20 protein-coding genes and 1 tRNA gene are annotated in these 26,019 nt (G+C 62.9%); 9 read left to right on the top strand and 12 right to left on the bottom strand.

Going from position 1 to position 26,019, the window contains the following annotated elements; all coding sequences use genetic code 11:
• Positions 1-26: 26 nt before the first annotated feature.
• On the top strand, positions 27-3,260 hold the full coding sequence (locus ACQ5BL_RS00080) for a response regulator (protein WP_243809229.1): 3,234 nt from the start codon (positions 27-29) through the stop codon (positions 3,258-3,260).
• On the top strand, positions 3,257-4,381 hold the full coding sequence (locus ACQ5BL_RS00085) for an HD-GYP domain-containing protein (protein ID WP_243809231.1): 1,125 nt from the start codon (positions 3,257-3,259) through the stop codon (positions 4,379-4,381). The genes ACQ5BL_RS00080 and ACQ5BL_RS00085 overlap by 4 nt, the downstream gene beginning before the upstream one ends.
• 403 nt (positions 4,382-4,784) lie before the next feature.
• Here ACQ5BL_RS00085 and ACQ5BL_RS00090 read toward each other — a convergent pair whose 3' ends face one another.
• The 5 genes from ACQ5BL_RS00090 to ACQ5BL_RS00110 form a co-directional block, all read right to left on the bottom strand.
• Positions 4,785-6,923, bottom strand: a complete 2,139-nt coding sequence (locus tag ACQ5BL_RS00090) for a hypothetical protein (RefSeq protein ID WP_243809232.1) — start codon at positions 6,921-6,923, stop codon at positions 4,785-4,787.
• A gap of 3 nt (positions 6,924-6,926) precedes the next feature.
• Positions 6,927-7,586, bottom strand: coding sequence for a hypothetical protein (locus tag ACQ5BL_RS00095; protein ID WP_226283719.1), 660 nt, complete (start codon positions 7,584-7,586; stop codon positions 6,927-6,929).
• Between the two features lie 47 nt (positions 7,587-7,633).
• Positions 7,634-8,332, bottom strand: coding sequence for a hypothetical protein (locus tag ACQ5BL_RS00100; RefSeq protein ID WP_243809234.1), 699 nt, complete (start codon positions 8,330-8,332; stop codon positions 7,634-7,636).
• Between the two features lie 248 nt (positions 8,333-8,580).
• Positions 8,581-8,654: transfer RNA gene (locus ACQ5BL_RS00105), tRNA-Gly, on the bottom strand.
• Positions 8,655-8,805: 151 nt separating this feature from the next.
• Positions 8,806-9,699 carry an alpha/beta fold hydrolase gene (locus ACQ5BL_RS00110; protein WP_243809235.1) on the bottom strand — a complete coding sequence of 298 codons (894 nt, stop codon included), beginning with the start codon at positions 9,697-9,699 and terminating at the stop codon, positions 8,806-8,808.
• 502 nt (positions 9,700-10,201) lie between these two features.
• On the opposite strand from ACQ5BL_RS00110, the gene ACQ5BL_RS00115 reads away from it, so the two are divergent.
• Both ACQ5BL_RS00115 and ACQ5BL_RS00120 read left to right on the top strand, forming a co-directional pair.
• Positions 10,202-11,035 (top strand): substrate-binding periplasmic protein, encoded by an 834-nt coding sequence (locus ACQ5BL_RS00115; RefSeq protein ID WP_243809236.1) that lies wholly within the window; start codon positions 10,202-10,204, stop codon positions 11,033-11,035.
• A gap of 2 nt (positions 11,036-11,037) precedes the next feature.
• On the top strand, positions 11,038-13,911 hold the full coding sequence (locus ACQ5BL_RS00120; protein WP_243809237.1) for an HD domain-containing phosphohydrolase: 2,874 nt from the start codon (positions 11,038-11,040) through the stop codon (positions 13,909-13,911).
• Positions 13,912-14,068: 157 nt separating this feature from the next.
• Here the strand turns inward: ACQ5BL_RS00120 and ACQ5BL_RS00125 are convergent, their stop codons facing one another.
• The 6 genes from ACQ5BL_RS00125 to ACQ5BL_RS00150 form a co-directional block, all read right to left on the bottom strand.
• Positions 14,069-14,815 carry a murein L,D-transpeptidase catalytic domain family protein gene (locus ACQ5BL_RS00125; RefSeq protein ID WP_243809238.1) on the bottom strand — a complete coding sequence of 249 codons (747 nt, stop codon included), beginning with the start codon at positions 14,813-14,815 and terminating at the stop codon, positions 14,069-14,071.
• Between the two features lie 391 nt (positions 14,816-15,206).
• Positions 15,207-16,259, bottom strand: a complete 1,053-nt coding sequence (locus ACQ5BL_RS00130; RefSeq protein WP_243809240.1) for a L,D-transpeptidase — start codon at positions 16,257-16,259, stop codon at positions 15,207-15,209.
• Between the two features lie 200 nt (positions 16,260-16,459).
• The gene (locus ACQ5BL_RS00135; protein ID WP_207887245.1) at positions 16,460-17,155 is read right to left on the bottom strand and encodes a pseudouridine synthase; all 696 of its coding nucleotides are present in this window, start codon (positions 17,153-17,155) and stop codon (positions 16,460-16,462) included.
• Positions 17,155-17,385, bottom strand: coding sequence for a cysteine-rich CWC family protein (locus ACQ5BL_RS00140; RefSeq protein ID WP_243809242.1), 231 nt, complete (start codon positions 17,383-17,385; stop codon positions 17,155-17,157). The genes ACQ5BL_RS00135 and ACQ5BL_RS00140 overlap by 1 nt, the downstream gene beginning before the upstream one ends.
• A 92-nt stretch (positions 17,386-17,477) precedes the next feature.
• Complete coding sequence (locus ACQ5BL_RS00145) at positions 17,478-18,323, bottom strand: DUF4824 family protein (protein WP_243809244.1); 846 nt, start codon at positions 18,321-18,323, stop codon at positions 17,478-17,480.
• A complete protein-coding gene (locus tag ACQ5BL_RS00150; RefSeq protein ID WP_243809245.1) occupies positions 18,320-19,396 on the bottom strand; it encodes a DUF2157 domain-containing protein in 1,077 nt (358 codons plus the stop codon). The genes ACQ5BL_RS00145 and ACQ5BL_RS00150 overlap by 4 nt, the downstream gene beginning before the upstream one ends.
• Before the next feature lie 258 nt (positions 19,397-19,654).
• Here ACQ5BL_RS00150 and ACQ5BL_RS00155 point away from each other — a divergent pair, with 258 nt between their 5' ends.
• Together ACQ5BL_RS00155 and ACQ5BL_RS00160 are read left to right on the top strand one after the other, a co-directional pair.
• Positions 19,655-19,912, top strand: coding sequence for a DUF1145 domain-containing protein (locus ACQ5BL_RS00155; protein WP_243809247.1), 258 nt, complete (start codon positions 19,655-19,657; stop codon positions 19,910-19,912).
• Between the two features lie 122 nt (positions 19,913-20,034).
• The gene (locus ACQ5BL_RS00160) at positions 20,035-20,211 is read left to right on the top strand and encodes a hypothetical protein (RefSeq protein ID WP_207887240.1); all 177 of its coding nucleotides are present in this window, start codon (positions 20,035-20,037) and stop codon (positions 20,209-20,211) included.
• A gap of 10 nt (positions 20,212-20,221) precedes the next feature.
• Here the strand turns inward: ACQ5BL_RS00160 and ACQ5BL_RS00165 are convergent, their stop codons facing one another.
• A complete protein-coding gene (locus tag ACQ5BL_RS00165; protein WP_243809248.1) occupies positions 20,222-21,133 on the bottom strand; it encodes a LysR family transcriptional regulator in 912 nt (303 codons plus the stop codon).
• Between the two features lie 97 nt (positions 21,134-21,230).
• On the opposite strand from ACQ5BL_RS00165, the gene ACQ5BL_RS00170 reads away from it, so the two are divergent.
• The 3 genes from ACQ5BL_RS00170 (at position 21,231) to lapD (ending at position 26,005) form a co-directional block, all read left to right on the top strand.
• Positions 21,231-23,204 (top strand): alkyl/aryl-sulfatase, encoded by a 1,974-nt coding sequence (locus ACQ5BL_RS00170; protein WP_243809249.1) that lies wholly within the window; start codon positions 21,231-21,233, stop codon positions 23,202-23,204.
• A gap of 143 nt (positions 23,205-23,347) precedes the next feature.
• The gene (lapG, locus tag ACQ5BL_RS00175) at positions 23,348-24,046 is read left to right on the top strand and encodes a cysteine protease LapG (RefSeq protein ID WP_430292753.1); all 699 of its coding nucleotides are present in this window, start codon (positions 23,348-23,350) and stop codon (positions 24,044-24,046) included.
• A 15-nt stretch (positions 24,047-24,061) separates the two neighbouring features.
• Positions 24,062-26,005, top strand: coding sequence for a cyclic di-GMP receptor LapD (gene lapD / locus ACQ5BL_RS00180; protein ID WP_243809253.1), 1,944 nt, complete (start codon positions 24,062-24,064; stop codon positions 26,003-26,005).
• The last annotated feature ends 14 nt before the right edge of the window (positions 26,006-26,019 follow it).

The raw sequence follows: 26,019 nt of genomic DNA on the forward strand, positions 1-26,019 counted from the left end.
TCGATAGCCGTTGCAAGGGGGCGTGCATGGATCTCGCGGACATCCTCGTTCGGCTGAAGGCGCGCGCCCGTCGATCCAAAGGTCGGCCGGCCATCCACGACTACCTGCTGTACCGGATTCTTGGCATCGTGGTCCTGGCTTTCGCGATATTCGCCGTTGCCACCTACCTCGTCGTCACCCGTCCCGCGCAGCAGGAACTTGCCGATACGGCCATGGCCCGGGCATCGGAGCAGGTGGAAAACGATGTCGGCAAACTGTTTGGCGCGGCCACCCAGCAGTTGGGCATGCTGAGGGACTGGGGACGCAGCGGGGTGCTGGATACCGAGGCGCCCGATGCCTTCGCGACTCTGCTGATCCCGGCGATGAAGGCCCAGCGCCAATTCACGGGGGCCATCTTCGCCGACGGGCAGGGGCGCTATATCGAACTCAACCCGGAGTCGGAACAGGGCGCGAGCTGGATCGTGCGCGTCGCCAATATCCCCAGGGACGGCGCCGTACAGCGCTGGTTCCATTACGACGATGAGGGCCGGCTCCTGCGCGAGGAGCGCATCGTGCGCCTGTATGACGCGCGCACCCGGCCCTGGTACAAGGAGGCGCAGGCCGCCTCGGCAAAGCAGGTCCACTGGACCGCGCCATACCCCTTCTTCGAGCGCAAGGACATCGGCATCACCGCTACGCTGCGCTGGGACGGAGCCCAGCCCGGCGAGACCTGGGTCGTGGCGCTGGATCTGCTGCTGCATGACCTCGCCCGTTTCACCTCGCAGCTCCAGGTCGGGATCAATGGCAGTGCGGCGCTGCTGACCCAGGATGCCAGGCTGCTGGCGCCGCCACGATTCCTGCCGGGCGTTGCTGACAGCAACCCGGCGGATTGGCTTTCCAAGTCCGCGGACGAAGCGGGCGCGACCAAACTGGCCGCTGCGCTTGCAGCATGGCGCGGGCAAGGCAACCCCAGCGATGCCCCGGTTTTCTTCAAGGTCGCCGCCGAGCCGTGGATTGCGAGATTCCGGCCATTGCAGTTCGGCGATCTGCACTTGCAGGTCGCAACGCTCGGCCCTCGCAGCGATTTCACCCTGACCACCAACTGGCACACCACGGCCATGCTGCTCATGATCCTGGCGGTGCTGGGCCTGGTGTTCATGGTGGCGCATCGATTCTCCAGGCGCTTCGCCAACGTGATGGACCATCTGGCGGCGGAAAGTGAGCGCATCGGCAGCCTGCAGCTCGACGAGCCGGTGCGGTTTTCCACCCACACCCGTGAAATCGACAAGCTGGTCAATGCCCAGGAGCACATGCGCGTGATGCTGCTGGAGGCTACACGGGGCCTGGAGGCGAAAGTGATGGAGCGCACCCGAGACCTGGAAAAGCTGACCAACGAGCAGGAGCGGCTGCTCACGCACCTGCGCATCGCCAAGCAGACCGCGGAGGAGGCCACCCAGTCCAAATCCATGTTCCTGGCCAATATGAGCCATGAAATCCGCACGCCCATGAACGCCATCATCGGCATGGCGCATCTGGCCCAGAAAACCGAGCTCTCGCCCAAGCAACGCGACTACATCGCCAAGATCCACAGCGCCGGCACGGCGCTGCTCGGGATCATCAACGACATTCTCGATTTCTCGAAAGTCGAGGCCGGCAAGCTCGAACTGGAGCATGCCCTGTTCCGCCTGGACCAGGTACTGGACGGCAGCGTGGCCCTGGTGGCGCAGAAGGCGACGAGCAAGGGGCTGGAGATGCTCTGCGACATCGCCGGGGACGTTCCGCTGATGCTGCGTGGCGACCCCTTGCGGCTCGGCCAGGTGCTCACCAATCTGCTCAGCAATGCGGTCAAGTTCACCGAGCAGGGGCAGATCGTCGTCCGGGTCAGCATGGCTGGCCGTGAGGGCGATCGCGTGCAGTTGCAGGTCCAGGTCAGCGACACCGGGATTGGCGTGACGCGCGAGCAGGCGGGCGAGCTGTTCAACGCATTCAGCCAGGCCGATGGCTCGACGACCCGCAAGTACGGCGGCACGGGGCTGGGGTTGGCCATCTGCCGCCGCATCGTCGACCTGATGGGGGGAACGATCGAGGTCGACTCCACTCCTGGCCAGGGCAGCACGTTCAGCTTCACCGCCTGGTTCGTCCAGGAGGAGGGCGCCGTGCAACCGCGCCAGACCCTGCCGGAGGCGCTCCGGGGCATGCGCGCCCTGGTGATCGACGACAACGCGACGGTACGCGAGCTGCTGTCGCAAATGCTGCAAACCATGGGGCTCGATCCCCTTGCAGTCTCCTCGCCGCAAGAGGCCCTGCAGGCCATATCCGCAGCGCAACGGAATCCCTTCGGCGTGGCCTTCCTGGACACCGGGATGCCTGCGCTGGAAGGTATTGCGCCGGCGCAGAGGCTGGCCCGCGAAGCGCCCGCCCTGCCGGTCATCCTGCTCCAGCCGTTTGGTGAGGACGAGCAGGACGCGGACGGGGACCAAGGGCAACCGGAGAACATCAAGGCCCTGCTGTACAAACCCGTGAGCGCATCGTCGCTTGCCGACGTACTGATCCAGCTCTTCCCGGTGCGTGCGCCCGCCGCTACGGCCATTGGTACGAGTAACGTCCTGCACCAGCTCCTGGACGGCGCCAAGCTGCTGCTGGTCGAAGACAACGGCGTCAACCAGCAGATCGCCCGCGAACTGCTGGAAGGTGCGGGAGCCGAGGTGCGGCTTGCGAGCAATGGTCGCGAGGCCCTTGAAATCCTCCGCAGCGCCGGCCCGGACGGCTATGACGTGGTGCTGATGGACCTGCAGATGCCGGAGATGGGCGGCCTCGAGGCGACGCGCCGGGTGCGTGCCGATGCCCGGTTCGTCGGCCTGCCCATCATCGCCATGACCGCCCATGCGCTGCCCGATGAGCACCGCCAGTGCATCGATGCCGGCATGGTCGACCACATCACCAAGCCGCTGGAGCCGTCCATCGTGCTGCAGGTGGTTGCGCGCTGGATCGGCAAGCGACCTGCTCCGCAAAGCCCAGGCCAGCCCGTGGCGCTGCCGGCGTCCTCCGGCGATGCCATGGATGCCGCCAGCAAACTCTCGACATTGCTCGCATCGGCCGATGGCGAAGCGGTGGATCACCTTTTCGACCATCTGGAGAGCCTGAAGACACTGTTCGTGGCCAACGGCGACTTCGCCGCCTTCGAGTCGGAAGTGACCAACTATGATTTCGATGCGGCGTTGCAGCGGCTGCGTCGCACCGTCCGGCCCCTTGGCATCACCCCTGAGGAATCCACCCCATGAGCAGCGCGCAGGATGCCGCCCCTCCGCCAACGATCCTGATCGTCGACGACACGCCGCAGAACATCGCGTTCATGGCCGGCCTGCTCAAGGAACGCTATCGCACGCGCATCGCCACCAACGGCGAACGCGCCCTGCAGGCGGCTGCCATGCTGCCGCTGCCCGACCTGATCCTGCTCGACATCATGATGCCCGACATGGACGGCTACGAAGTCTGCCGCCGCTTGAAAGCCGACCCCGCCCTGCAGCGAATCCCCGTCATCTTCCTGACCGCCAGGACCGATGCCGAGGCCGAACAGATGGGCCTGGACTGCGGCGCGGTGGACTACCTCACCAAGCCCATTTCGCCGCCCATCGCACTGGCCCGGGTGCGCAACCACCTGGCCCTCAAGGCCGCCGCCGACCAGCTCCGGGACCAGAACCTGCACCTCGAAGCCGAGGTCGCCCAGCGCACGCGGCAGATCCAGAAGACCCAGGACGTGACCATCATGGCCATGGCTTCACTGGCCGAGGCCCGCGACAACGAAACCGGCAACCACATCCGCCGCACCCAGCACTACGTCAAGCTACTGGCCCAGGCGCTGCAGACGCACCCCAGGTTCTCCGACTTCCTGAGCGACGAAGTCACCGAACTGCTGTTCAAATCCGCCCCGCTGCACGACATCGGCAAGGTCGGCGTGCCCGACGCCATCCTGCTCAAGCCCGGCAAGCTGACCCCCGACGAATTCGAAATCATGAAGACCCACACCACGCTGGGGCGGGACGCCATCGTCAAGGCCGAGCAACTGATGGACGAGCCCAGCACCTTCCTGCACCTTGCCCGCGAAATCGCCTACTCCCACCAGGAAAAGTGGGACGGCTCAGGTTATCCACAAGGCCTGGCCGGCGAGGCCATTCCGGTTTCAGCGCGCCTGATGGCACTGGCCGACGTGTACGACGCGCTGATTTCCCGGCGGGTCTACAAACCGCCGTTCCCCCACGAAGAGGCCGTGCGCATCGTCCAGCAGGGCAGCGGCACGCACTTTGACCCGGATATCGTGGCGGCGTTTCTGGATATCCATGAGGCGTTTCACCAGGTGGCGAAGCGGTTTGCGGATGATCACGATGAGGGGCAGCCGCTCTGATCGAGTCTGTCGTTGTCCGTGAGCCCAGTAGAAACGCAAAAGCCCCCGGCAACGAATGCTGCCGGGGGCTTTTGCATGGAATTCTGGAGCAGGCGAAGGGAATCGAACCCTTAAGAGCAGCGTTTCAGAGCGTTCCAATGCGCTCTATTGCCTGCGCTCTGGTGGTTCCGGTTTCGCCAATCGTGCCTTTTGGTTTCGTTGGTTTCGACACTTCTTCGACAGGTTGAATCTACAGACGATGGCGGCCTTTGTCTGGCGAATAAGAGCAGGAATGCAGGTTTCTTTGGTGTTAGTGAGTCTTGAGGGGCGAATTAAGGAATTCCTTTGATCTCATGAATGGAAGCCGCTTCAGGCGGAAGCGGCTATTCCATTGCTAGAGGTTCGGATGTCTACTTTAAACTGACTATGTCGTTTTTTTGATTATTTCATCTAATATGTTTATTGTTTCTGGGATGGCGTGATTAAGAAGGTCCATAGGGTTTTTGATTCTGAATAATGGGGCAGGTCTTCCATGCATGGCCTTTTTTACTTTTATATCAATTCGATCATGCTCTTCTAGTATCTGCTTGAGAGTTGGCCAGTTTTCATCTTTTAGTAAGAACGAGCCTTCGTCGTCACCCTCTTCCCTTATATAGCAGTAGCGATTTGATCGGCGTGCTAGTTTTTCTAGTAATTTAATTGCGGGGTTGTTTGAATATTTGTTCTCTGAGATGTGAGTGCTGTGATTTGACATTTCGCAGCTAATCATCTCTGGTGAGCGCTCTATGCGCGGGTTTGATCCGCGAATTTCTAAAGAGTCGACCTGTGGGTGGCTTTTCCCTAGTTTCGTATAGTCATCAATTACTAATGTGGTGATTCTTGTTTTTTCAAATACCACATCTGTCAAATCAGCTCCGCACGCATCTATTCGACTAGCGGAGAAGTCGTTTAAGGTTCCTGATGGGGAACCAGCGGCAAAAGTTGCTTCATTAACCGACAAGTAGTCAAGTCTGTTGAGTAAGCCCAGCGAGAATGCTAGGAGAACTATTGCTGATCCGTTGTTAGATAGGCTGTCAGCAGTTAGATCCTTGTTAAGTTCTGAGTATAGATATGTTGCTGCATCTTTTGCTTGCTTTTCTTGGGAGTTGAATACTTCGGCGAAGACTTCAAGTTGCTCATTGCCTAGTATTGTTCTTCTCAGTACGGAAGGAATCCTTTTTCCTGCTAATCCTTCAAGGATGGCATGGGCGAAGAAGTAGTATTGAATTTCGGAATGGGGGAATTTTCTCTTGTCTTTCTCAGCTGTGATTTCAAGGAGAGAGGTACTTCCGGACTTATGGGATAGTTTGCGAATGGAAACCTCGTCTGTGACTCCTTCAAATACGTAAGACATAATGAAAGAAAGGTGCTCGAGATCAATGAGGTTATTTTCTCTCATTGCCATTTCAAGTGATATTTCGCGAAATAGACGATGCAGCGGGAATATGACGTCCTGGGGCTCCAGCCCTTTTAGTCCGGTTGAGATTATTTTTGCCTCTCTTTGAATGAGGTTGTTGACGAGATAGGATCGGAAACCCTCGTCTTTTACCTTTTCCCAGCCGCCTGCATCTCGCAATACGTTAAGAAAGAATGGTCGCAGCGCATAACTTCCTTCTGAAAGTATGTCGCTGGTTATTTCGGATTTTATGTCGTCTGGCTTCCAGTATGGCGACTTGGATAGGTATTCTATTGCGCTTTCTGGGGAGACAAGATTTATATGGCCAAGTTCAAGTAGGATATTTTCGCCATTTTCTTTGTTTATTCTTTCGAGTAGCTCTTGCTGGTCGATGAAGGTGTCTCTTGCTGCCAGGATTATTTGTCCTGCATTTCCTACATCTGAAAGGAAATGTTGAAGGGCTCTCCATGAGTCTTCATAGCCATCGGCGTCTACAAGTTCATCGAAACCATCAATTGCTGCAATTATTAAGCCGTGACGAACTAATATTGGAACGTGCTTTCCATTAAAACATGCTCCGATTTCTTGTGTTGTAGCGGCTAGTACGTCTGGAAAGTTTGAAAGCCTTCTTCCACCGCTGCTGATATGCAAGACTGGAGGGGATTGATTATCAATTAAGAATTTTGCTGCTTGTTTTTTAGCTAGCCTTTTTATTTGATAGGTTTTTCCGACGCCAGCGGGCCCGTCGAGTAAGGTTAAGGATATTTTTCCATCAGCAAAAGATATTCTTTCAGCTAGATCTTCTGCTGAAATTCTCTTTTTGCTTATTGTTATTTCGGCAGGGATCTCGGGGCTTGACTCTTGCCTTGAATAGTATCGGTGCTGGGTGTCGGCCAGCCTTTTTATGTCGCAGAACTCTGTCGAAGCCAGAAGAGATTTTATATTTGGATAGTCTGCCTTTCGGTGTTTGGATGTGATTCTTCCTGATGTTTTATCTATCTCGAATATCAGTTCTCGTGCATTTCTTGTTAGTTCTATTCTGCGCTTTCCTGCCGGATTTTTTACCTTGCTGTCGGTAAATGGGTCGCTAAATGCAAGAATGTCGTTTGTGATTTCTTCGATATCCATATTTTATATCCTGTGAATAATTCCAGATAATGAGATGTGACGGCTCTCATGATCTCGAGAAACTCTAAAAATATATGTTGGCATGCCCCAGGCTTCTGCTACAAATGCTCCGGGCAGGAGATCGTCATCATCACCAATTATTATGGCTGCAGAGTTGGGCTCTGAGTCTCTTCTGAAATTTTTGCTTTCGCTTCGGCAATAACAAAGAAGATCTGAGGTAAGTGCAGTGTCCACCATCTTTTGCTGAAATTTCTTTGCGGTTTTTTTTCTGCCGCCCTGATCTTGTCTTAAGGTATCATATAGAGGCACTCTGGTTCCTCTACAAATTAGTTCGTTCCCAAATTGAATTTCTGGGATGAATATCGAATTTCCTTGCCGTAATGAGCGTATTTTGCTTTTCGCATTTTCCCAAGCTATTCGATCTTTTGTCGCTGTTGTCCCCTGGTGCCAGCCGTGGTAAATGCGCGCTTTTTCTATAGTGGATCTTCTGTTGTTTGTTATTTCGTTGAGTTTTGTGAGTGTTTTCGTTTGTAATTCTTCGAATATGGCGCTTATCGCTGTCTCTTTGGATTTTAGCGGAGCGTCAGGATCTCTAATGGCGAGTCCCTTAGAGGATATCCTGGCTGCACTGTCCCAGTCGATGAAAACACTTACTCTATACATGTAGTCGGCGTCCTAGCGGTGTTTGGCATTATCTTATTGTTGGTTCTTTACCCCATAGGGCTGAAGCTGCTTGCTGCCGAGCAAAAGCGATGCCTAAGTTGATAACTTTTTAGCTTTCTGTCGTTTTGCCATTTTTCATCCCAAGAGCGACATTCCTCCTTGAAGAACTGTTTCGCTCCTTTCCTACATTCGCGGTAATCTATTGATCCGCGCTTATGATTGACGCATACGGATGTGTTGTCGATGTAGTTATTGATCACCGTCCACTCTGCGTAGTATTGGGCGCCTCCGCTCCACTTATCGACCCATGCGCCGGATTGCTCGATGCTATTGCGGGACGATCTACTCGAAGCGGCGGTGGGATTCCGGTACGCCTCGGATTGGCGCACGGCCTCCATGTCAACGACGTTTGTAGCCCCCTTGGGAACGTAGTTAGTGTCGTTGTAGACGGTTTGTTTGGGTTGGGCTTGTTGGCGGTTGCGCTCGTTTACGTCATCCCAGAACAGTTGTTCCGGTGTCGCTGCGGGCTGGCTGGTGGGCTCGTTGAATTCATATTCCGGCGTGTAGCTTTCTGCCGGGGGCGCTTGAGCAATTGGCGGCTCAGGTGGAAACGTGAGCTTTTGATCGGCCACGTAGACGGCCAGGGCGGTGAAGGCGACTCCGGCGGTAACGGCAGCCATCCACTTTCCAGCGCTTTGGCGTTTGCGCTTGAGGTGCTGCGGTGCGTCATCCCAGTCTGCTTTCACCTGTACTCAGTCCTTTGAGTAGTGCTGCAATGTCATTGTGCTAGTAGATACTCCTACTTTCTGAAGGGGTAGGGAAGGGGGTTACGTCACCCGACAATGCCAGGACTGTGAGTAGGCTACGCCGTCGATGAACTCAATTCCGGACGAAAAGGGGACAGATTTATTTTCCCTTTTCTGACTGCACGTAGCCTCTTAGAAAAACAAAAGCCCCCGGCAACGAACGCTGCCGGGGGCTTTTGCATGGGATTTGGAGCGGGCGATGGGAATCGAACCCACGGCTCTAGCTTGGGAAGCTAGGGTATTACCATTATACGACGCCCGCTTGGGGGTGCCTTTTTACCAGAAGGCGCAGGCTTAGTGAAGCCTTGGGCGGCGAGCTGTGTCGCGGCGGCTGCTTTCGTGCGGTGCGGCGCGCAAAAAATAACCGGGGGCGGTGGGTGGTGTCCGGCCCCCGGTGTCCTTCGCTGGCTGCATCAGCCCACCATGGCGGCGATCGGGATGCCCTGGTAGCTGGGCTGGTACGCAGGGGCGAGCATGGGTTTGCGCTGGGGTTGGAGGAAGGCGAGGAGGTGGTCCCGGGTTTCCTGCCAGCCCTGCTTGTGCTCCACGTCGATGAAGTGACCCACGTTGCGGATGGTGCGGAATTCGCAGTCGCGGATCAGTTGCTGGAACTGGCGCGCTTCGGCCGGGGTGGTGTAGATGTCCAGTTCGCCGTTGAGGAACAGCAGCGGGATGTCGATGGCCGAGAAGTTCTCCATGTAGCTTTCCGCGCTGAGCTGGAGCACCTGGCAGATGTGGAAGTGCATCTGCCGGTATTCGTGCTCGTCGAGGCTGCTGACGTGGCGGAAGTTGTAGCGCTTGAACAGCTGCGGCAGGTAGCGGCCGATGGTCTCGTTCACCAGGTTGCCGACGTTGGTGCGATCGCAGGCGGAGAGGTAGTCCAGGCCGCGATGCAGGTAGTCGAGCATGGAGGCGTTGAACAGCGGCGAGAACGAGTTGATGACCGCCTTCTTGATGCGCGCCGGACGTTGGGCCAGGGCGAGCAGGGTGGCGACGCCGCCCCAGGAGAAGGACATCACGATGTCGGCCTGGTAGTGCTCGATCAGCCCCAGCAGCAGGGCGGCCTCGTACTCCTTGGTGATCGGCTCGCGGCAGTCGTTGTGCGCCTTGGACCGGCCGGCATAAGGCTGGTCGTAGCAGACCACGTTGAAGTGGGGCTGCAGATATTTCACCGTTTGCGCGAAGGAGGCAGTGGTTGCCAGCGAGCCGTTGACCAGGATGATGGTCTGGCGCGCTTCCCTGTTGGCGTGGAACTCCGTGTGTACCCGATGTTGCTGAATCTCGACGACGGCGGTTTCCGGCCTCATGTCGTTTTCCTCCAGACGCAGGTCATAGGAACGCACCCACGATCGGATGCGAAGAAAGTACCCAGGCAGAGGAAAGCGCCTTGACGTGACAGCTTCGTGTCACACGGCGAAACTTAATATTTTATTAATTTTCAAGCGGTTACAGCGCCAAAAGATATCGTTCCGGCACCGTTTCCAGCGCGGAAGGAGGGCTCTTGACCAGGCAGGGAAGGGGCGGCTTGGGGAACGGCTGCCGCGATGAAGCGATCTTGGACGTTGTGTGTGACTCATCGGTCACGCTTGAGCCTGAGTTAAGCAGGCGGGGTTGTCCGACGCAACCGTCCGTGAACGATTGTTCGCGATTGCCGGGCGGGAATCCGACGAAATGACATTTATCTTTGTGACTCGCCAGCGATTTGGAGAAGGGCGATTACACTCTTTGTGTTAATCACTTCTTCCCGCCCGCAGATGAGCGTCGTTGACGTGCTCCTCTCAAGGCCGATACCACGGACGGAGCGGGTCAATGGCACTGCCCCCCATGCTGCGCACACTGCAGGTCTTGCCGGCTGCCTGGCTGTGTGCGGTAGCCATGTCTGCGGATCGCTATGGCTGCGAGGCTCCGATCCGCGTCGCCTATACCCGCAACCTGGTGTTTTTCCATGAAGACGGCAGTGGCATCGATACCGATCTGATCGCCGAGCTGGCGCGGCGCAGTGGTTGCCGGTTCGAGGCTTCCGTGCGGCCGCGCGACGAGATCTGGCGGATGCTGGAAAGCGGCGAGCTGGAAATGGGCACCAGCGGGGTTGCCACGCCGCAGCGGCGCACCTTCACTTACCTGCTGCCGTACGTCTACCTGCGCAACAAGCTAATCGTGCCCGTGGAGTTGGGCGAGATGCAGTCGCTGGAGGATTTCCACGACATGCCCGGCGCGCGCATCGGTGTGATCGCCGGCTACCGCCATGGCCCCTATATCGAGGCCATGCTGCGCATCCTGCGGGGCGAAGGGCGGGTGGTGGAGTTTCGCGACGATACGACGCGTTTCAACGCATTGCTCAATGGCAATGTGGAAGCGGTGATCGGCCATGAGCTGAACCTTGCGGGCGCCGTCGCCAATCGCCGCGAGCGGGAGCGCTTCCGGGTGGTGGATGTGATGAGAGGCCCGGCCACGCCGCACCACCTGATGCTCTCGCGCAAGCGCTTCACTCCGGCGCAGAGCGCCGCATGGCTGCGTCTGATCGAGGCGATGCGGCTGGACGGCAGCCTGGCCGGGATCATGCAACGCAACACGTCGCCGGCCATGGCGACAGAACTTCTCGACAGCGGATATCGCTACGGCTCAACGGACAGAGGCTGGTGATGATGAAGGCATTCAAACGGGGCGTTCCGCTGCAGCTGCTGGTGGCCGGAGCCATCATCGTCAGCATGCTGGCGCTGGCGGGCGCGTTGCTGATCCAGGGCTACCGGGGCGTGGAAGGCGTGCTGGTGACGGCGGCGGGCGAGTCAGCCAGTCAGCTGGGGGCGACCATCAACGAGCGCATCCGCCGTCTGATCGACCCGGCTGAGAGTGCGCTGCGACTGATGACCCATGACTCCATCTCGCAGATCGACAACCTGCCGGGACGCCTGGAGCGCCTGCCCATGCTGGTGGAGAACCTGCGCGCCAACCGCACCTTGAGCGCGGTCTACATCGGCTACCCGAACGGCGAGTTCATGCTGATCCGTGCGCTGCGGGTGCCCGAGGTGCGCCGTAACCTGCAGGCGCCGGATGATTCGATGTACCTGGTGCAGAGCCTGACCCTGGACGACCAGGGGGCCATGCGGGGCGAATGGCGTTTCTACGACAAGGACCTGCAGTTGCTGCGGGTGCAGGAGCGGCCGGACTACCAGTACGACCCCCGGCAGCGGACGTGGTACCAGGAAGCGCTCGATACCAGCAAGACGGTGCTGACCCAGCCGTACGTGTTCTTCACTACCCGCGAGATCGGCCTGACCCTGGCGCACCGCAGCGTCGATGGTGCGGCGGTGATCGGCATGGACGCCTCGGTCAATGACCTTGGCGGCGAGATGGGCGACCTGCGCCAGACGGCCCACACCGAGCTGGCGGTGGTGGACGGCAAGGGCGTGGTGATCGCCTATCCGGACCTGAGCAGGCTGTTGATCCATCAGGGCGAGGAGTTGCGCCTGGCGACCCTGGAAGAACTGGGCGTGCCCAGCCTGATCCAGCTGAACGCCGCCTCGATACCGGCCGGCAAGCCTCAGGCCTTCGATGCAGCCGGAGCGACCTGGTACGGCATCTGGGTGCCGCTGTCGAACTTCACCAACAGCGAGGTGCGCGTGCTGATCGCCATTCCGGCCGTCGAACTGCTGGCCGGTGCGCGCCAGATGCTGTTCGACCAGGCGCTGTGGAGCGCGGCGTTGCTGCTGGTGCTGCTACTGCTCGGTTGGCATCTGGGCCGGCGCATCGCCCGTCCGCTGACGGCATTGGCCGACCAGGTGGGAGCCCTGGCGGCCTTCGATTTCGCCCAGCCCGTCGGGGTCAAGTCGAAGATCGCCGAGGTGCGCGACCTGAGCCAGGTGATGGGCAGCATGTCGCGGACCATCCACAACTTCCAGGCCATCACCCTGACCCTGAGCCGCGAGACGCATCTGGAGAGCATGCTCGAGGGCGTGCTTTCGCGCCTGGTGGAAGCCACCAGCGTGATGGGCGGCGCGGTGTACCTGCTGGACGACGAGGGCTGCCGCCTGCGCCTGGCCTGCTCGGTGAGCGGCGAGCAGTACCCGCAGTCGATGCTCATCGAGGGCTTCACCGAGGCGCAACTGGCCGAGCGGGTGGACCAGGCGATGAGCAAGCGCGGGCAGTACATGGAGGTATCGCTGCGCAATCGCAGCGATGAGCTGCTGGGCATCCTCGTCCTGCAATTGGCCGGCGAGGGCGCCCTCAGCCACCAGCCACGCCCGCAATTCAAGCGATTCGTCGAGGAACTCTCCGGCGCCGCGGCAGTGGCCATCGAGACCCGCCAGTTGATCGAGGCCCAGCAACGTCTGCTGGATGCCATCATCAAGCTGCTGGCCGACGCGATCGATGCCAAGAGTCCCTACACCGGCGGCCACTGCGAGCGGGTGCCGCAACTGGCGGACCTGCTGCTGCAGAAGGTGATCGATTCCCGTGACGGCGAGTACGCCGGTTTCACCATGAGCGATGCGGAGCGCTACGAGTTCCAGATCGCCGCCTGGCTGCACGACTGCGGCAAGATCACCAGCCCCGAGTACGTAGTGGACAAGGCCACCAAGCTGGAGACGCTGTACAACCGCCTGCACGAGGTGCGCATGCGCTTCGAGGTGATCTGGCGCGATATCGAGCTGGACTACTGGCGCGGCATGGCGGCGGGCAACGACATCGGCCTGCTGGCGGCGCGGCGGGATGCGCTGCATGAGGCGCTGCGCGAGGATTACGCCTTCGTCGCCCAGGCCAACGTCGGCGGCGAGTTCATGAAGGACGAGGATATCGAGCGCCTCAAGCGCATCGGTGAGCGCCGCTGGCTGCGTTACTTCGACGATCGCCTGGGCATCTCCCGCGATGAACTGGAGCGCAAGTTGGGCCGTCCGGAACCGACCTTGCCGGCGGAGGAATTCCTGCTCGCCGACAAGCCCGAGCACCGCGTGCCCTGGGGCGAGCGCAAGCCGCCGGTGGACAAGGACGATCCGCGCAACGTGTGGGGCTTCGACATGCGCCTGCCACCGTACGCGAGCAACTACGGCGAGCTGTACAACCTGGGCATTCGGCGCGGCACGCTCACGGAAGAAGAGCGCTTCAAGATCAACGAGCACATCGTCCAGACCCTGATGATGCTCACCACCTTGCCCTTGCCGAAGCATCTGCGCCGGGTGCCGACCATCGCTGCCAACCACCACGAAAAGGTGGATGGCACCGGCTACCCGCGCAAGCTGTCGCGCGATCAGATGAGCATTCCGGAGCGGGTGATGGCGATCGCCGATATCTTCGAAGCGCTGACCGCCGCCGACCGTCCGTACAAGGCCCCGAAGACGCTCTCGGAGTCGCTGAAGATCCTGGCCTTCATGGCACGCGACCAGCACATCGATGCGGAGCTGTTCCGGGTGTTCCTGACCCAGGGGGTGTACCTGGAATACGGCGAACGCTTCCTGCGGCCGGAGCAGATCGATGCGGTGGACGTTCAGGCGATGCTGCAGGTGCTGGAGGGCGTGAAGGCGTAGGGCGTGGCCCCTGGGCCCTGCGCGGCTGTTGCTCTTGTAGGAGCGAGCTTGCTCGCGAACAAACCCCGCTGCGGAGCCGTTCGCGAGCAAGCTCGCTCCTACGAAGAGCCGTTGTAGAGCAACGTGTCGGTGTCCCGTACGTGCAAGGATGCGTCACTCAACGCTTGGCGAGGTTCTGCGCGTAGCGGTTGATCTGCGGGTTCTTCGCCACGGTGCAGCTCTGCCCGGCGAGGAACTGCGAGGTTTTCAGCCATTGCTGCTGCGGGTAGTAGGCGAACACGTAGCTGCCGTTCTTCACCGTGTCGATCAGCTTCTGCGCCACCTGCGGGCGTACCGCCGGGCAACCCAGGCTGCGGCCCAGGCGGCCGAGGCCGGGGACGACCTTCGGGTCGGCGTAGGCGGCCGCGTGCATGACGATGGCGCGTTCTTCGCTGTTGTCGTTGAAGCCCGGCTCCAGGCCCAGCAGGCGCAGGGACCGGCCGTGCTTGCCGCTGTAGGTCTGGCCGGTCTGGTAGAGGCCGATGGAGGACTGGTTGCTCTCCGGGAGGTTGGAGAAGGAGGTGGCCATGTCGTCGCCACTCTTCTTGCCGTGGGCGACCCACTCTTCGAACAGCAGCTTGCGCTGCTTGAGGTCGAAGACCCACAGGCGCTTGTCGCGGGACGGCTTGGAATAGTCGATCACCGTCAGCAGCTGGTTCTGGCCGCCCAGCTGGGTGCTGGCGCACTGCAGGGCGTTGAGCGCCAGGCGCAGCGTTTCGGTGTCGGTGGCGGGGGCGAGGCGGTGCAATTCCTCGGCCGTCGGCAGGCGGGCGGCGGATGCACCCTGCCAGCTACCGAGCGCGAATAGCGCGGCACTGGCGACAGTGATCCGGAAGATCCCCCGCAACTTCGAAAAAGTCAGCATGAATACGACATTCCCGTTGAATCGATATGGTTTTTTCTGGGAAACGCCGCATTGTGCGTGATTTTTGACCAGTGGTGTGGTTGTTTTTTAACCATTTGTTAGCCCGCCTGTCGGCAAATACGCATGCTTGACGCTGTCAAAGCCTGTCTGGCTCAGGAATACCGGGCTGTGAAAGCCATCCTGATGGCATCGCTGGAACGGTTGCTGTTTCGAAGTTTTTCGGCCCCTGTGGCCGGCGGATGAGTGCCGCCGGTCCGGACAGCGCGCATCGCCGATGCCCGTGCTGGCCTCTTGCTATTGAGCATAGCGGACACCCGTCGCCACGGCGCGCGGACGGCGCCATGAGGGGAAACCTGCGCGGCGCGGGGAAGGCTGCGCAGCTGCAGGGTTATCAGTTGACCGGCTGGTTCTTGACCGGCTTCTGTTCCGCCTGCCGGTCGTTGGTGGTGATCACCGTGAAGTCCGGGTTGCTGCGCATGGTGCGGGTGGACGGCAGGTCGGTGATGATCAGCGTGCTGCCGATATCCATGCTCGCCATCAGGTTGCGCAGGAACTCGCGGTCCATGCTGAACCGGCCCAGTTGCTCGGCGGGCGTCAGGCCCTTCTGCGGGTCGCTGACCTGCACGGTGGTCCAGCGCAGGCTGGGGTTCAGGCTGTCGATGTCGCTCTGGGTCGGTTTGGTCATCAGCGAGAAGGCGGCGACGCCGGTCTTCTCCTCGGGATGCGCGAAGGACACCGGCGCGGTGCCGATCTGCAGGCCGCCACGGTAGACGTAGGCTCGGCGGTCGGCGCGGCTGATCAGTACGGAAAGCGGGCCTTTTTCCGCGCCCGGATCGCTCCAGAACGGCGTCACCATGCCGCTGTCGTCGTGCGGGCCGGCGGGGCGTCCGTCGCTGACGATGGGGGCGAGCAGGCCGGGGTGGTAGACCTCCACCGGCGAGCTCTTGGCGTCGGAGATGATCACGGTGGTGGTGCTGAAACCGGTGACTTCATAAAGCTTCTTGGCGAACGCCATGGGCAGCCGGATGCAGCCGTGGGAGGCCGGGTAGCCGGGCAGGTTGCCGGCGTGCAGGGCGATGCCGTCCCAGGTCAGGCGCTGCATGTAGGGCATGGGCGCGCTGTTGTAGAGGTCGGAGTAGTACTCGACCTTCTTCTGCAGGATGGTGAATACGCCGGTGGGGGTTTCCTTGCCCTTCTTGCCGGTGCTGACGGTCGCTACGCCGATGGCGATGCCGTTGCGGTAGACGTAGGCGCGCTGCTCGGTGAGGCTGACCACCAGCGTGACCGGGCCGGCCGGGGAGATTTCCGGATACCAGAGGAACTGGCCGGGCTTGAGCGTCTTCAGCGCCGCCTGCAGGTCGGACAGCGGCGAGGGTTTGCTCGGCGTTGCGACGGCGAAGCTGGCGCTCAGGGCGAGCAGCAGGGCGACCGACAGTTTCTTCATCACCTTTCCTTGGGACGCGGGTTTGACTGGAGCTTATCCAAGCTGCCGAGGCGGCTGCAATCCGCCGGGCTGAACGGCTTGCGGGGGGAATTGGCGGAGTGTGGGACAGGTCTCGCGGCGGGGTGAATTTGTAGGAGCGGGCCATGCGCGCGAATCGCGGGCATGGCCCGCTCCTACAGGGGGATACCGGCGTTGTGGTCTCACCCCAGCTCGGCGATCTCCTGCGCCGTCAGCGCGCGGTACTGCCCCGGCTGCAAGGCGGGGTCGAGTTGCAGGCTGCCCATGCTTTCGCGGTGCAGGCGCGTCACCTTGTTCTGGAAGTGGCCGAACATGCGCTTGACCTGGTGGTAGCGGCCTTCGTGCAGGGTCAGGCGCGCCGCGCGCGGGGCGAGGATTTCCAGCTGCGCGGGCAGGGTGGTGAGGTCTTCGAAGGCGAAGTACAGGCCCTGCTCGAAGGTCTGTGCGTAGTGCGCCTCGATCGGGTCTTCGGTCTCGACGTAGTAGACCTTGGGCAGCTTGCGCCCCGGCAGCGTCATGCGTCGCGACCACTGACCGTCGTTGGTGATCAGCAGGAGGCCGGTGGTGTTGTAGTCCAGGCGGCCGCCGATGTGCAGTTCGTGTTTGTCCGGCTCGTCCAGCAGGTCGAGCACGGTACGGTGTTCGGCATCGCGGGTGGCGCTGACGCAGCCGGTGGGCTTGTGCAGCATGAAGTAGCGGGCGGGCTTGCCGGCTTGCAGCAACTCATCGTCCAGTTCCACCCGGCTGAACTCACGGACTTCATGCTGGCCGTCGCGCACCACCTGGCCGTCGACGCGCAGGCGGCCTTCGGCGAGCAGTTGGCGGGCCTGCTGGCGATTGAAGCGGGGCAGGTTGGCGATGAAGCGGTCCAGGCGCATCAGGCGTTTCCGTCGCGGTCCTGGCGCTGCGGCGAGAGCCCGGCGGCGCAGCGCGGGCAGAGGCAGGCGCGGTCGACCAGCTCGGGCGGGATGCGCTCCAGGGCGCTGCGCTCGATGCGCTCGCTGAAACACCAGCAGGCCTGGCCTTCCAGTGCCGGGTCGGCCTGGGTGCAGCGGTTGGACTGGCCGCAGAGCGGGCAGCGGCTGGGGTCGGGAGTGACGTCGTTCATGGCCGGGAGGCGAAGGGTACGATGCGGGCGCACAGGGTGCAGCGCCGGTGCGCCTGGTGCAAGCGGATTCGGATCGGCGCGGCGGCCCTCGGTCAGGGCTTTGGCTGGGCGATGTCGATCCAGTTGATCCAGGGCTCCAGGCGCTGGCCGAAGACGACCTCGGCGGTGAAACGCTGCATCCGTTCGCGGTCCTCGTCTTCTTGCCAGCTGTCCTCTTCCAGCGCCTGCCGCCAGCGGTACGGCACGTTGATGCTGTCCACGCCCAGGGCGCTGGCGGTGCCTCCGAGGGTCCAGATGTGCTCGTGGAACAGCGAGATCGGTCGTACCCGCCCCTGCACGATCAGGTAGCGCTGGCGGTCCGGGTAGCGCTGGCGCAGGGCTTGCCGGTCGAGCCCGACGTCCTTGAGCAGCAGGCGGCTGGCGTACTTCTCCTCGCTCTTGAGTGCGTTCTGACTGTCCTTGAGTTCATAGGCCAGCTTCTGGTTGCCCGGCGCCGCGGCGGCGGCCTGGTTCGCCTCGTCCAGGTGCTTGCGCGCCAGTTGCAGTTCGCGCTGGTACAGCGGGCCGTCCAGTTCCAGCACCAGCAGGGCGGTGCGCGATTGCTGACGGTCGAACTGGCGGGCGCTGTTGTCGTCCACCTGGGCGGGCATGCGGAAGCCGAGTCCGGCCATCTGTCTGGCATCGATACGGGGCTCCCAGGCGTGGCTGCGCGGGCCGGCGCCTTCGGCCTCGCTGGGGAAGCGCCAGTTCAGGCGCACGCTCAGGCCGCTGTTTTCCTGGTGCCAGGAGCTGTTGTGCGCCAGCTCGCGCTGGCTCAGGCGCGGCAGGCTGTCCGGGTTGCCCGAGCGGTTCCAGGCCACGCCGCCCAGGGCCACGGCGTTGACCAGCAGGATCAGCCCGGCGCCGCCGAGCAGCGCGTGGGTGCGAGTCCAGTTCATGGCTGGTTCCCTCCCAGCAGGCCGTGGACGTTGCGCAGGCGGCGCAGCACCAGCAGGATCAGCACCGCGCACAGGCCCAGTACGAGGAAGAACAGGTACTTGGGCATCACCGCCCACCACCAGTCGAAGAACTTGGTGTAGAGGAAGATCACGAAGAAGGTCAGCCCGGTGTTCACCACCTCCGGCCATTCGCGGTGGGCGCCGAGCCAGATGACCAGTGCCGAGGCGACGAAGCCCAATACCTGGTAGCCGTTTTCCACCGTGCTGAAGCCCAGCGGCAGGTAGCTGCCGCCGCCCCAGTTGGCCAGCACCAGCATCGGCAGGAACAGCCCGAGCAGGCCGAATACCCGGTAGATCGCGGCGAATCCATCGAAGCGTCCCTGGCCGATCAGCGAGGGCACCAGGAAGATCAGCAGGGCGGCGGGGAAGAAGTTCTCCGGGCGCTCGCCCACGTCCAGCCAGTACACGCCGCTCCAGGTGCCGACCCGTGCGGCGACATAGCCCATCACGCAGATCAGCGCGGTGGCCAGCAGCAGGCGGGCGTTGCAGGTGTAGGCCAGCAGCAGGGCATAGGCGGCCCAGGGCAGCAGGGCCTTGTCCGAGGGCGTGATGTTGAAGATCTGCCCGATCATCAGCACGTTCAGCACCAGGCAGGCGAAGGCCAGCATGGCGGCGAGCCTGGCGAAGTAGCCGGAGGCGTCGCGGCGTTGCAGCCAGAGGGTCAGCAGCAGGCTGCCCAGCGCGGCGGTGATGAGGATGGCCACCTGGGCGGTTTCCGCGAACAGGCCCCAGAACTGGTAGAAGAGGAAGAAAAGGCTGGCGGCCAGGGCCAGCGCGCCGAGAAAGGAGGCGACGCGCATGCCCAGGGACAACCGGTGGTCCTGGCTGTCGCGGTCGATGTCGAAGCGCGCGCGGTAGTCGGCGAGCAGGCGTTGCTGGTGGTGGCGCAGGCGTCGGCTTTGTGCGGCATCCAGGGTGAGGGCGCCCTCGTCGTTCAGGCGCTGCAGCTCCCGCTCGAAGGCCAGGATGTCATCGACACGGCGCTGCGCCTGCTGGTGGCTGAGTTCGGGCATGGCCGGTCCTTGCGACGGGTAATACTTGGACTCTAGCTCCTGGCGGGGAGGGCTTCCATGAGCTCAGCGGGTGGCATCGGTGTGGGGCCGGGTTCGCGAGCAAGCTCGCTCCTACGAAGAGCTCGCCCATGCGTACCTGTAGGTCCGAGGAGGACGCCCGGTCCTTGCTCGCGAACGGTCGGCCAGTCGAAAGACAGGAGCGCTCACGACGGGGCGGACGGCAGACTCCACCGACCGTCATCGAAAGGAAAGACCGCCATGTCCGAATTGCTGAGTTTCGCCAAGGGCGCGCTGGCCATGTTCTGGCTCGCCGCCGTCCTCAATCTCGTCTACCCGTTCGGCGAGCTGCATCGCCCGCTGCTCTGGATTTCCGGGGTGATGCTGCTGGCGCATGTCGGCGAGGTATTGCTGCTGGCGCGCCGTCGTTCGCTGGGCGAGCAGCTGCAGGTCCTGCTGTTCGGCGTGCTGCACCTGCAGAGCCGCCGCCAGCGTCGTCTGGAAACTGTAAACGGCTGATTTACCCAAGCTTTACCTTGCTGCACAGCACCGGCGCCTGACAGAAATGTCTGACCCTGTGAGACCGGAAGAATCATCGCCCCGCATTCCGGCGGGGCTGCCGGCTCGTTCCAGGAGGCGCCATGCGTCGCATCTTCGCTGCTGTACTGCTCATCCTTCCGTTGACCGGTTGCGTGGTCTACGAGCACGACCACGATCGCGGCTGGCACGACCGCGACTGGAGTGACCGCCCGCACCGCGATTACCGACGGGACTACCACGACCGCGATCATGATCGCTACGAGGGATGGAGTCGTTGAGCCATGACCGTCAGGGCGTGGCGCGAAACGCCGCGTCCTCCTCCAGCAACATCGTCACGAACTGGCTGGCCGCGGGTGACAGGCTGCGGCTGGCATGACGCACCAGGGCGTAGGCCGAGCCGCGCCCGGAGGCGTCGCCGGCATTGGGCCAGGGCAGCACGGCCAGGCGCCCGGCCTCTAGGTCTTCGGCCACCACGTCCCAGGTGGCCAGGCAGAGTACGTCGCTGCCTTTCACCAGTTCCTTGAGCAATAACACGTCATCGCATTGCACGCTCAGCGGCTGCTCGCGGCCGAGGTTGCGCACCAGTCCTTCCTGGGCGTCGCGCGGCAGGCGCGGGCCGGCCAGCGGGTAGTCGAGCAGGCGCTCCACCGATGGCTGCGTGTCGATCAGCGGATGCCCCGGCCGGCAGAACAGCACGGCGCGGTGCTTGCGCAGCGGCAGGATGTCGAGGCGGCTGTCGCCCTCCAGCTCGCGGGAGTCGGCGATGAAGAGTTCCAGTTCGTCGTCCAGCAGGCGCTGGTGCAGTTCGCTCCAGTTCTCGATGGACAGCAGGATCGACACCTTCGGGTGGGCGCTGCTGTAGCGGGCGAGCACCTGTGGCATCAGCCGCGCGGCGGGGAAGGGGCCGGCGCCCAGGCGCAGTTCGCCGGTCTCCAGGTCCGCCAGTTGCACTACAGCATTCTTCAGCGCGCGGTCGCCGGCCAGCAGCCGACGGGCATGTTCCAGCACCAGCCGGCCGTGGGCGGTGAGAGTGACGCCGCGCGGATTGCGGTCCACCAGCTGGCAGTTCAGCTGGCCTTCCAGGGCCTGGATGCTGCGCGACAGGGCGGGTTGGCTCAGGCTCACCGCATCGGCGGCACGGGCGAAGTGGCCGTGTTCGGCGAGGGCGACGAAGTGGCGTAGCTGGCGGAGATCGCTCATGCGCTTCCTGCATCGATTGTGAAATTGGAATGCATTGGAATTATTAACGCGACGGCCGGCATAGTGCGAGCACAACAACAAAATCCGGAGTCCATCGATGTCCCGCCTTTCCGCCGCGATCCTGCTGGCCAGCCTCTGCCCCGGGCTGCTCCTCGCCGCCGAGCAACCCAAGCCGCCCACCGAGTTCACCCTCGCCGCCCAGCAGAAGGTGCGTGAGTCGCTGCCGTTTTCCGACCGCGCCGATTTCGACCGGGTGGAGCAGGGGCTGATCAAGCGCCCGGAGAACCTGGTGATCAAGAACGAGGACGGCAGCGTCGCCTGGCAATTGGGCAGCTACGACTTCCTCAATGAAGGCAAGGACATCGGCAGCATCAACCCGAGCCTGCAACGCCAGGCCCTGCTGAACCTGAAGTACGGCCTGTACAAGGTCACCGACGGCATCTACCAGGTGCGCGGCTTCGATCTCGCCAACATCACCTTCGTCGAGGGCAAGAGCGGCTGGATCGTCATCGACACCCTGACCACTCCGGCGACCGCCAGGGCGGCCTATGCACTGGTGAGCCAGGAGCTGGGGCAGAAGCCGATCCGCGCGGTGATCTACAGCCACGCCCACGTCGACCATTTTGGCGGGGTGAAGGGGCTGGTGACCCAGGAGCAGGTGGACAAGGGCGAGGTGCAGATCATCGCGCCCAAGGGCTTCATGGAGGCGGCGATCAAGGAGAACGTGCTGGCCGGCAACGCCATGATCCGCCGCGCCACCTACCAGTACGGCATGACCTTGCCCAAGGGGCCCGAGGGCCAGGTCGACATGGCCATCGGCAAGGGCGCAGCGCGCGGCCCGATGAGCATCCTCGCGCCGACCCGGCTGATCGAGGGCGACCTGCAGGAGCTGGAGATCGACGGCGTGCCGGTCACCTTCCAGAACACCCCCGGCACCGAGTCGCCGGCCGAGATGAACGTCTGGCTGCCGCAGCAGAAGGCGCTGCTGATGGCCGAGAACGTCACCGGCACGCTGCACAACCTCTACACCCTGCGCGGCGCCGAGACCCGCGACGCGCTGGGCTGGAGCAAGTACATCAACGAGGCGCTGCACCGCTTCGGCGACAAGGCCGAGGTGCTGTTCGCCGTGCACAACTGGCCGCGCTGGGGGCACGACGACATCGTCCGTACCCTGGAAAAGCAGCGCGACATGTACGGTTACCTGAACGACCAGACGCTGTACCTGGCCAACCAGGGCGTGACCATCAACCAGATCCACGAGCGCTTCCAGGTGCCGCCGGAGCTGGCCAACGAGTGGTACAACCGCGGCTATCACGGCAGCGTCAGCCACAACGTCCGCGCGGTGGTGAACAAGTACCTGGGTTACTACGACGGCAACCCGGCGACCCTCAACCCGCTGGCGCCGGAGGATTCGGCGAAGAAATACGTGGAGTTCATGGGCGGCGCCGAGCATCTGCTGCAACTGGCCAGGCAGTCCTACGACAAGGGCGAGTACCGCTGGGTGGTGGAGGTGGTCAACAAGCTGGTCTTCGCCGATCCGTCCAACCAGGCCGCCCGCGACCTGCAGGCCGATGCCCTGGAACAGCTCGGCTACCAGGCGGAGAACGCCGGCTGGCGCAACAGCTACCTGGTGGCCGCGCAGGAACTGCGCAACGGTGTGCCGCGTGACCTGCCGTCGCTGCGGGTGACCAGCTCGGACGCCCTGTCGGCGATGGATACCGGCCTGCTGTTCGACTACCTCGGCGTGCGCCTGAATGCGCAGAAGGCCGAAGGCGAGGACCTGAGCATCAATCTGGTATTGCCGGACAGGAACGAGCACTACCTGCTCGAACTGAAGAACTCGCACCTGAACAACATCAAGGGTGTGCAGAGCGAGAACGCCGGGCAGACCGTGACCATCGACCGTGCCGACCTCAACCGCCTGCTGCTCAAGGAAGTCTCGCCGGTGCGGCTGGTGTTCGAGGGCAAGCTCAAGAGCTCGGGCAATCCGCTGCTGCTGGCGAAGCTGTTCGGCATGCTCGACGACTTCGACTTCTGGTTCGACATCGTCACGCCGCCGCAGAAGGGCTGATTCCGCACCACTCCCTCGCCACCGCCAATGGCACAATGCTTGATTGCATTGTGCCATTGTTTTTTTCGCGACCAGCTTGCACCATGCCGCTCCGACGCACGCCCAGCCAGGTGTTGCGCCTTCGCAGTCGAGTAGTCGCGATCGTGTCCAGCCGTTCCATCCGTGCGTTGCGCCGCTGTCGTCCCGGAGCCCTGCTCCTGGCGCTGGCGGTATCGCTCGCCGTGCTGGCCGGTGCGCAGCCGGGCGCCTGGGACTTCCCCCTGATCGAGCAGCGCGCCGAATCGCTCTACGGCCCCCTCGGCGAGGGGCGTGTGCGCATCGAGGCCTGGCAGGGCATGTTGAAGGATGCCGCCGGCCTGCCCGAGCGCGAGCAGTTGCAGGCGGTCAACCGCTTCTTCAATGCGCAGCTGCGCTTCACCGATGACCTCAGTCTGTGGGGCGAGGTGGATTACTGGGCGACGCCGGTGGAGGCGCTGCTCAAGGGTGCCGGCGATTGCGAGGATTTCGCCATCGCCAAGTACATCAGCCTGCGGCAGCTCGGCGTGCCGGCGCAGAAGCTGCGTATCACCTACGTCAAGGCGCTGCGCCTGAACCAGGCGCACATGGTGCTGACCTACTACCCGCGCCCCGATGCGGTGCCGCTGGTGCTGGACAACCTGATCGGCAGCCTGCTGCCGGCCAGCCAGCGCACCGACCTGCAGCCGGTGTACGCCTTCAACGGCGAGGGCCTGTGGCTGGCCGGCGCCGGTGGCAACAAGCAGGTCGGCGACAGCAAGCGGCTGTCTCGCTGGCAGGACCTGCTGAAGAAAATGAAAGCCGAAGGCTTTCCCCTGAACGAATGAGAGCGTGGAGACACGATGTCCCTGTTCAAGCAATTGCTCATCGCCATCTGCCTGTTCCTGGTGGTCGCCTTCAGCGGCAGCTTCATGGTCGGCCTGGAAAGCTCCCGCGAGCAGTACGTCAACCAGCTGCGCTCCCATGCCCAGGACGCCGCGACGGCGCTGGGGCTGTCGCTGACGCCGAACATCGATGACCCGGCGATGGTCGAGCTGATGGTCAGCTCTATCTTCGACAGCGGTTACTTCGAGAGCATCCGCGTGATCGACCTGGCCAGCGGCAGGGTCATCGTCGAGCGCACCGGCGTGCCGGACGCGGTGGCCGCCAGCGTGCCGCAGTGGTTCGTCTCGCTGATCGGCCTGCATTCGGCCGGCGGTGACGCCATCGTCAGCCGTGGCTGGACCCAGGCGGCGCGGGTGGAAGTGCTGAGCCACCCGATGTTCGCCATCGCCAAGCTCTGGCAGAGCGCACTCGGCAGCCTGCTCTGGCTGGCGCTGTGCGGCCTGGCCAGCGGCGTGCTCGGGGCGGTGCTGCTGCGCCGCCAACTGCGGCCGCTGGATTACATGGTGGCGCAGTCCCACGCCATCGCTCGCCGCGAATTCCTCAGCCTGCCGGAGCTGCCGCGCACGCCCGAGCTGCGCCGCGTGGTGCAGGCGATGAACCAGATGGTGGAGAAGCTCAAGGCACTGTTCCAGGAGCAGGCTGAACGCAGCGAACGGCTGCGCGACGAGGCCTACCAGGACAGCCTGACCGGCCTGGGCAACCGGCGCTTCTTCGACATGCAGCTGCACGCCCGGCTGAGCGCCGAGGACCAGGTGGGCAGCGGCCTGCTGCTGGTCCTGCGGGTGCGCGACCTGGCCGGCCTGAACCAGCGCCTGGGTGGCCAGCGCGTCGATGACCTGCTCAGGGCGGTGGCCGATCAATTGCGCCTGGCCGGGCAGAGCCTGGGTGCCGGCCTGACCCTGGCGCGCAGCCGCGGCGGCGAGTTCGTCCTGCTGGCGCCGGGGCTGTTGCCGGAGGATGCACCGGCTCTGGCGATGCGCCTGGAAACCATGCTGGCGACCCTGGCCAGCACCGGAGCCAGCGATGTCAGCCCGGTGGCGAGCATGGGGCTGGTGCCCTTCGTTTCCGGCGAGTCGGCGCAGGCGCTGCTGGTGCTGGCGGACGAAGCGCTGGCGCTGGCCGAGCGCGAGGGCGAGCGCTGCTGGGCCTTCCTGCAGGGCGGGGCGAGCCCGGTGGCCGAAGAGCGTCACAGCTGGCACCAGCTGCTGGACGAGGCCCTGGCGCGCAAGCGCTTCCAGCTCTATTTCCAGCCGGTGGTGGCGTGCAACGAGCCGACCCGGATACTGCACTACAAGGCGCTCTCGCGCCTGCCGGACGGGCAGGGCGGCCACCTCGCCGCCGGACGCTTCCTGCCCTGGCTGGACCGCTTCGGCTGGACCGCGCGGCTCGACCTGCTGATGCTGGAAAGCGTGCTCGCGGACATGGCCCGGCACGACCGGCCGCTGGCACTGAACCTGTCGGCGGCGCTGCTGCGCGACGAGCGGGCCACCGGACGGGTGTTCGATCTGCTGCGTCAGCACCCCCAGTTCGCCGGGCGCCTGACCCTGGAGCTGGAGGAAGACCAGCTGCCGGCCCAGGCGCTACTGGAAACCCTGACCCGCCGCCTGCGCGAGCTGGGCTACAGCCTGAGCCTGCAGCATTTCGGTGGGCGCTTCAGCATGATCGGCAACCTGGCCCGCCTGGGCCTGGCCTACCTGAAGGTGGACGGCAGCCACATCCGCGCCATCGACCAGGAGAACGACAAGCGCCTGTTCATCGAGGCCATGCAGCGCGCCGCGCACAGCATCGACCTGCCGCTGATCGCCGAGCGGGTGGAGACGGCTGGGGAGTTCCGCATATTGCGCGAGATGGGGATTCACGGGGCCCAGGGGCAGCTGTTCGGTGGGCCGGCGCCGTGGTGATTGCTCTTTGCTCT

The organism is Pseudomonas sp. B1-22, assembly GCF_050474425.1.
In the GTDB taxonomy this organism is placed as follows: Bacteria; Pseudomonadota; Gammaproteobacteria; order Pseudomonadales; family Pseudomonadaceae; genus Pseudomonas.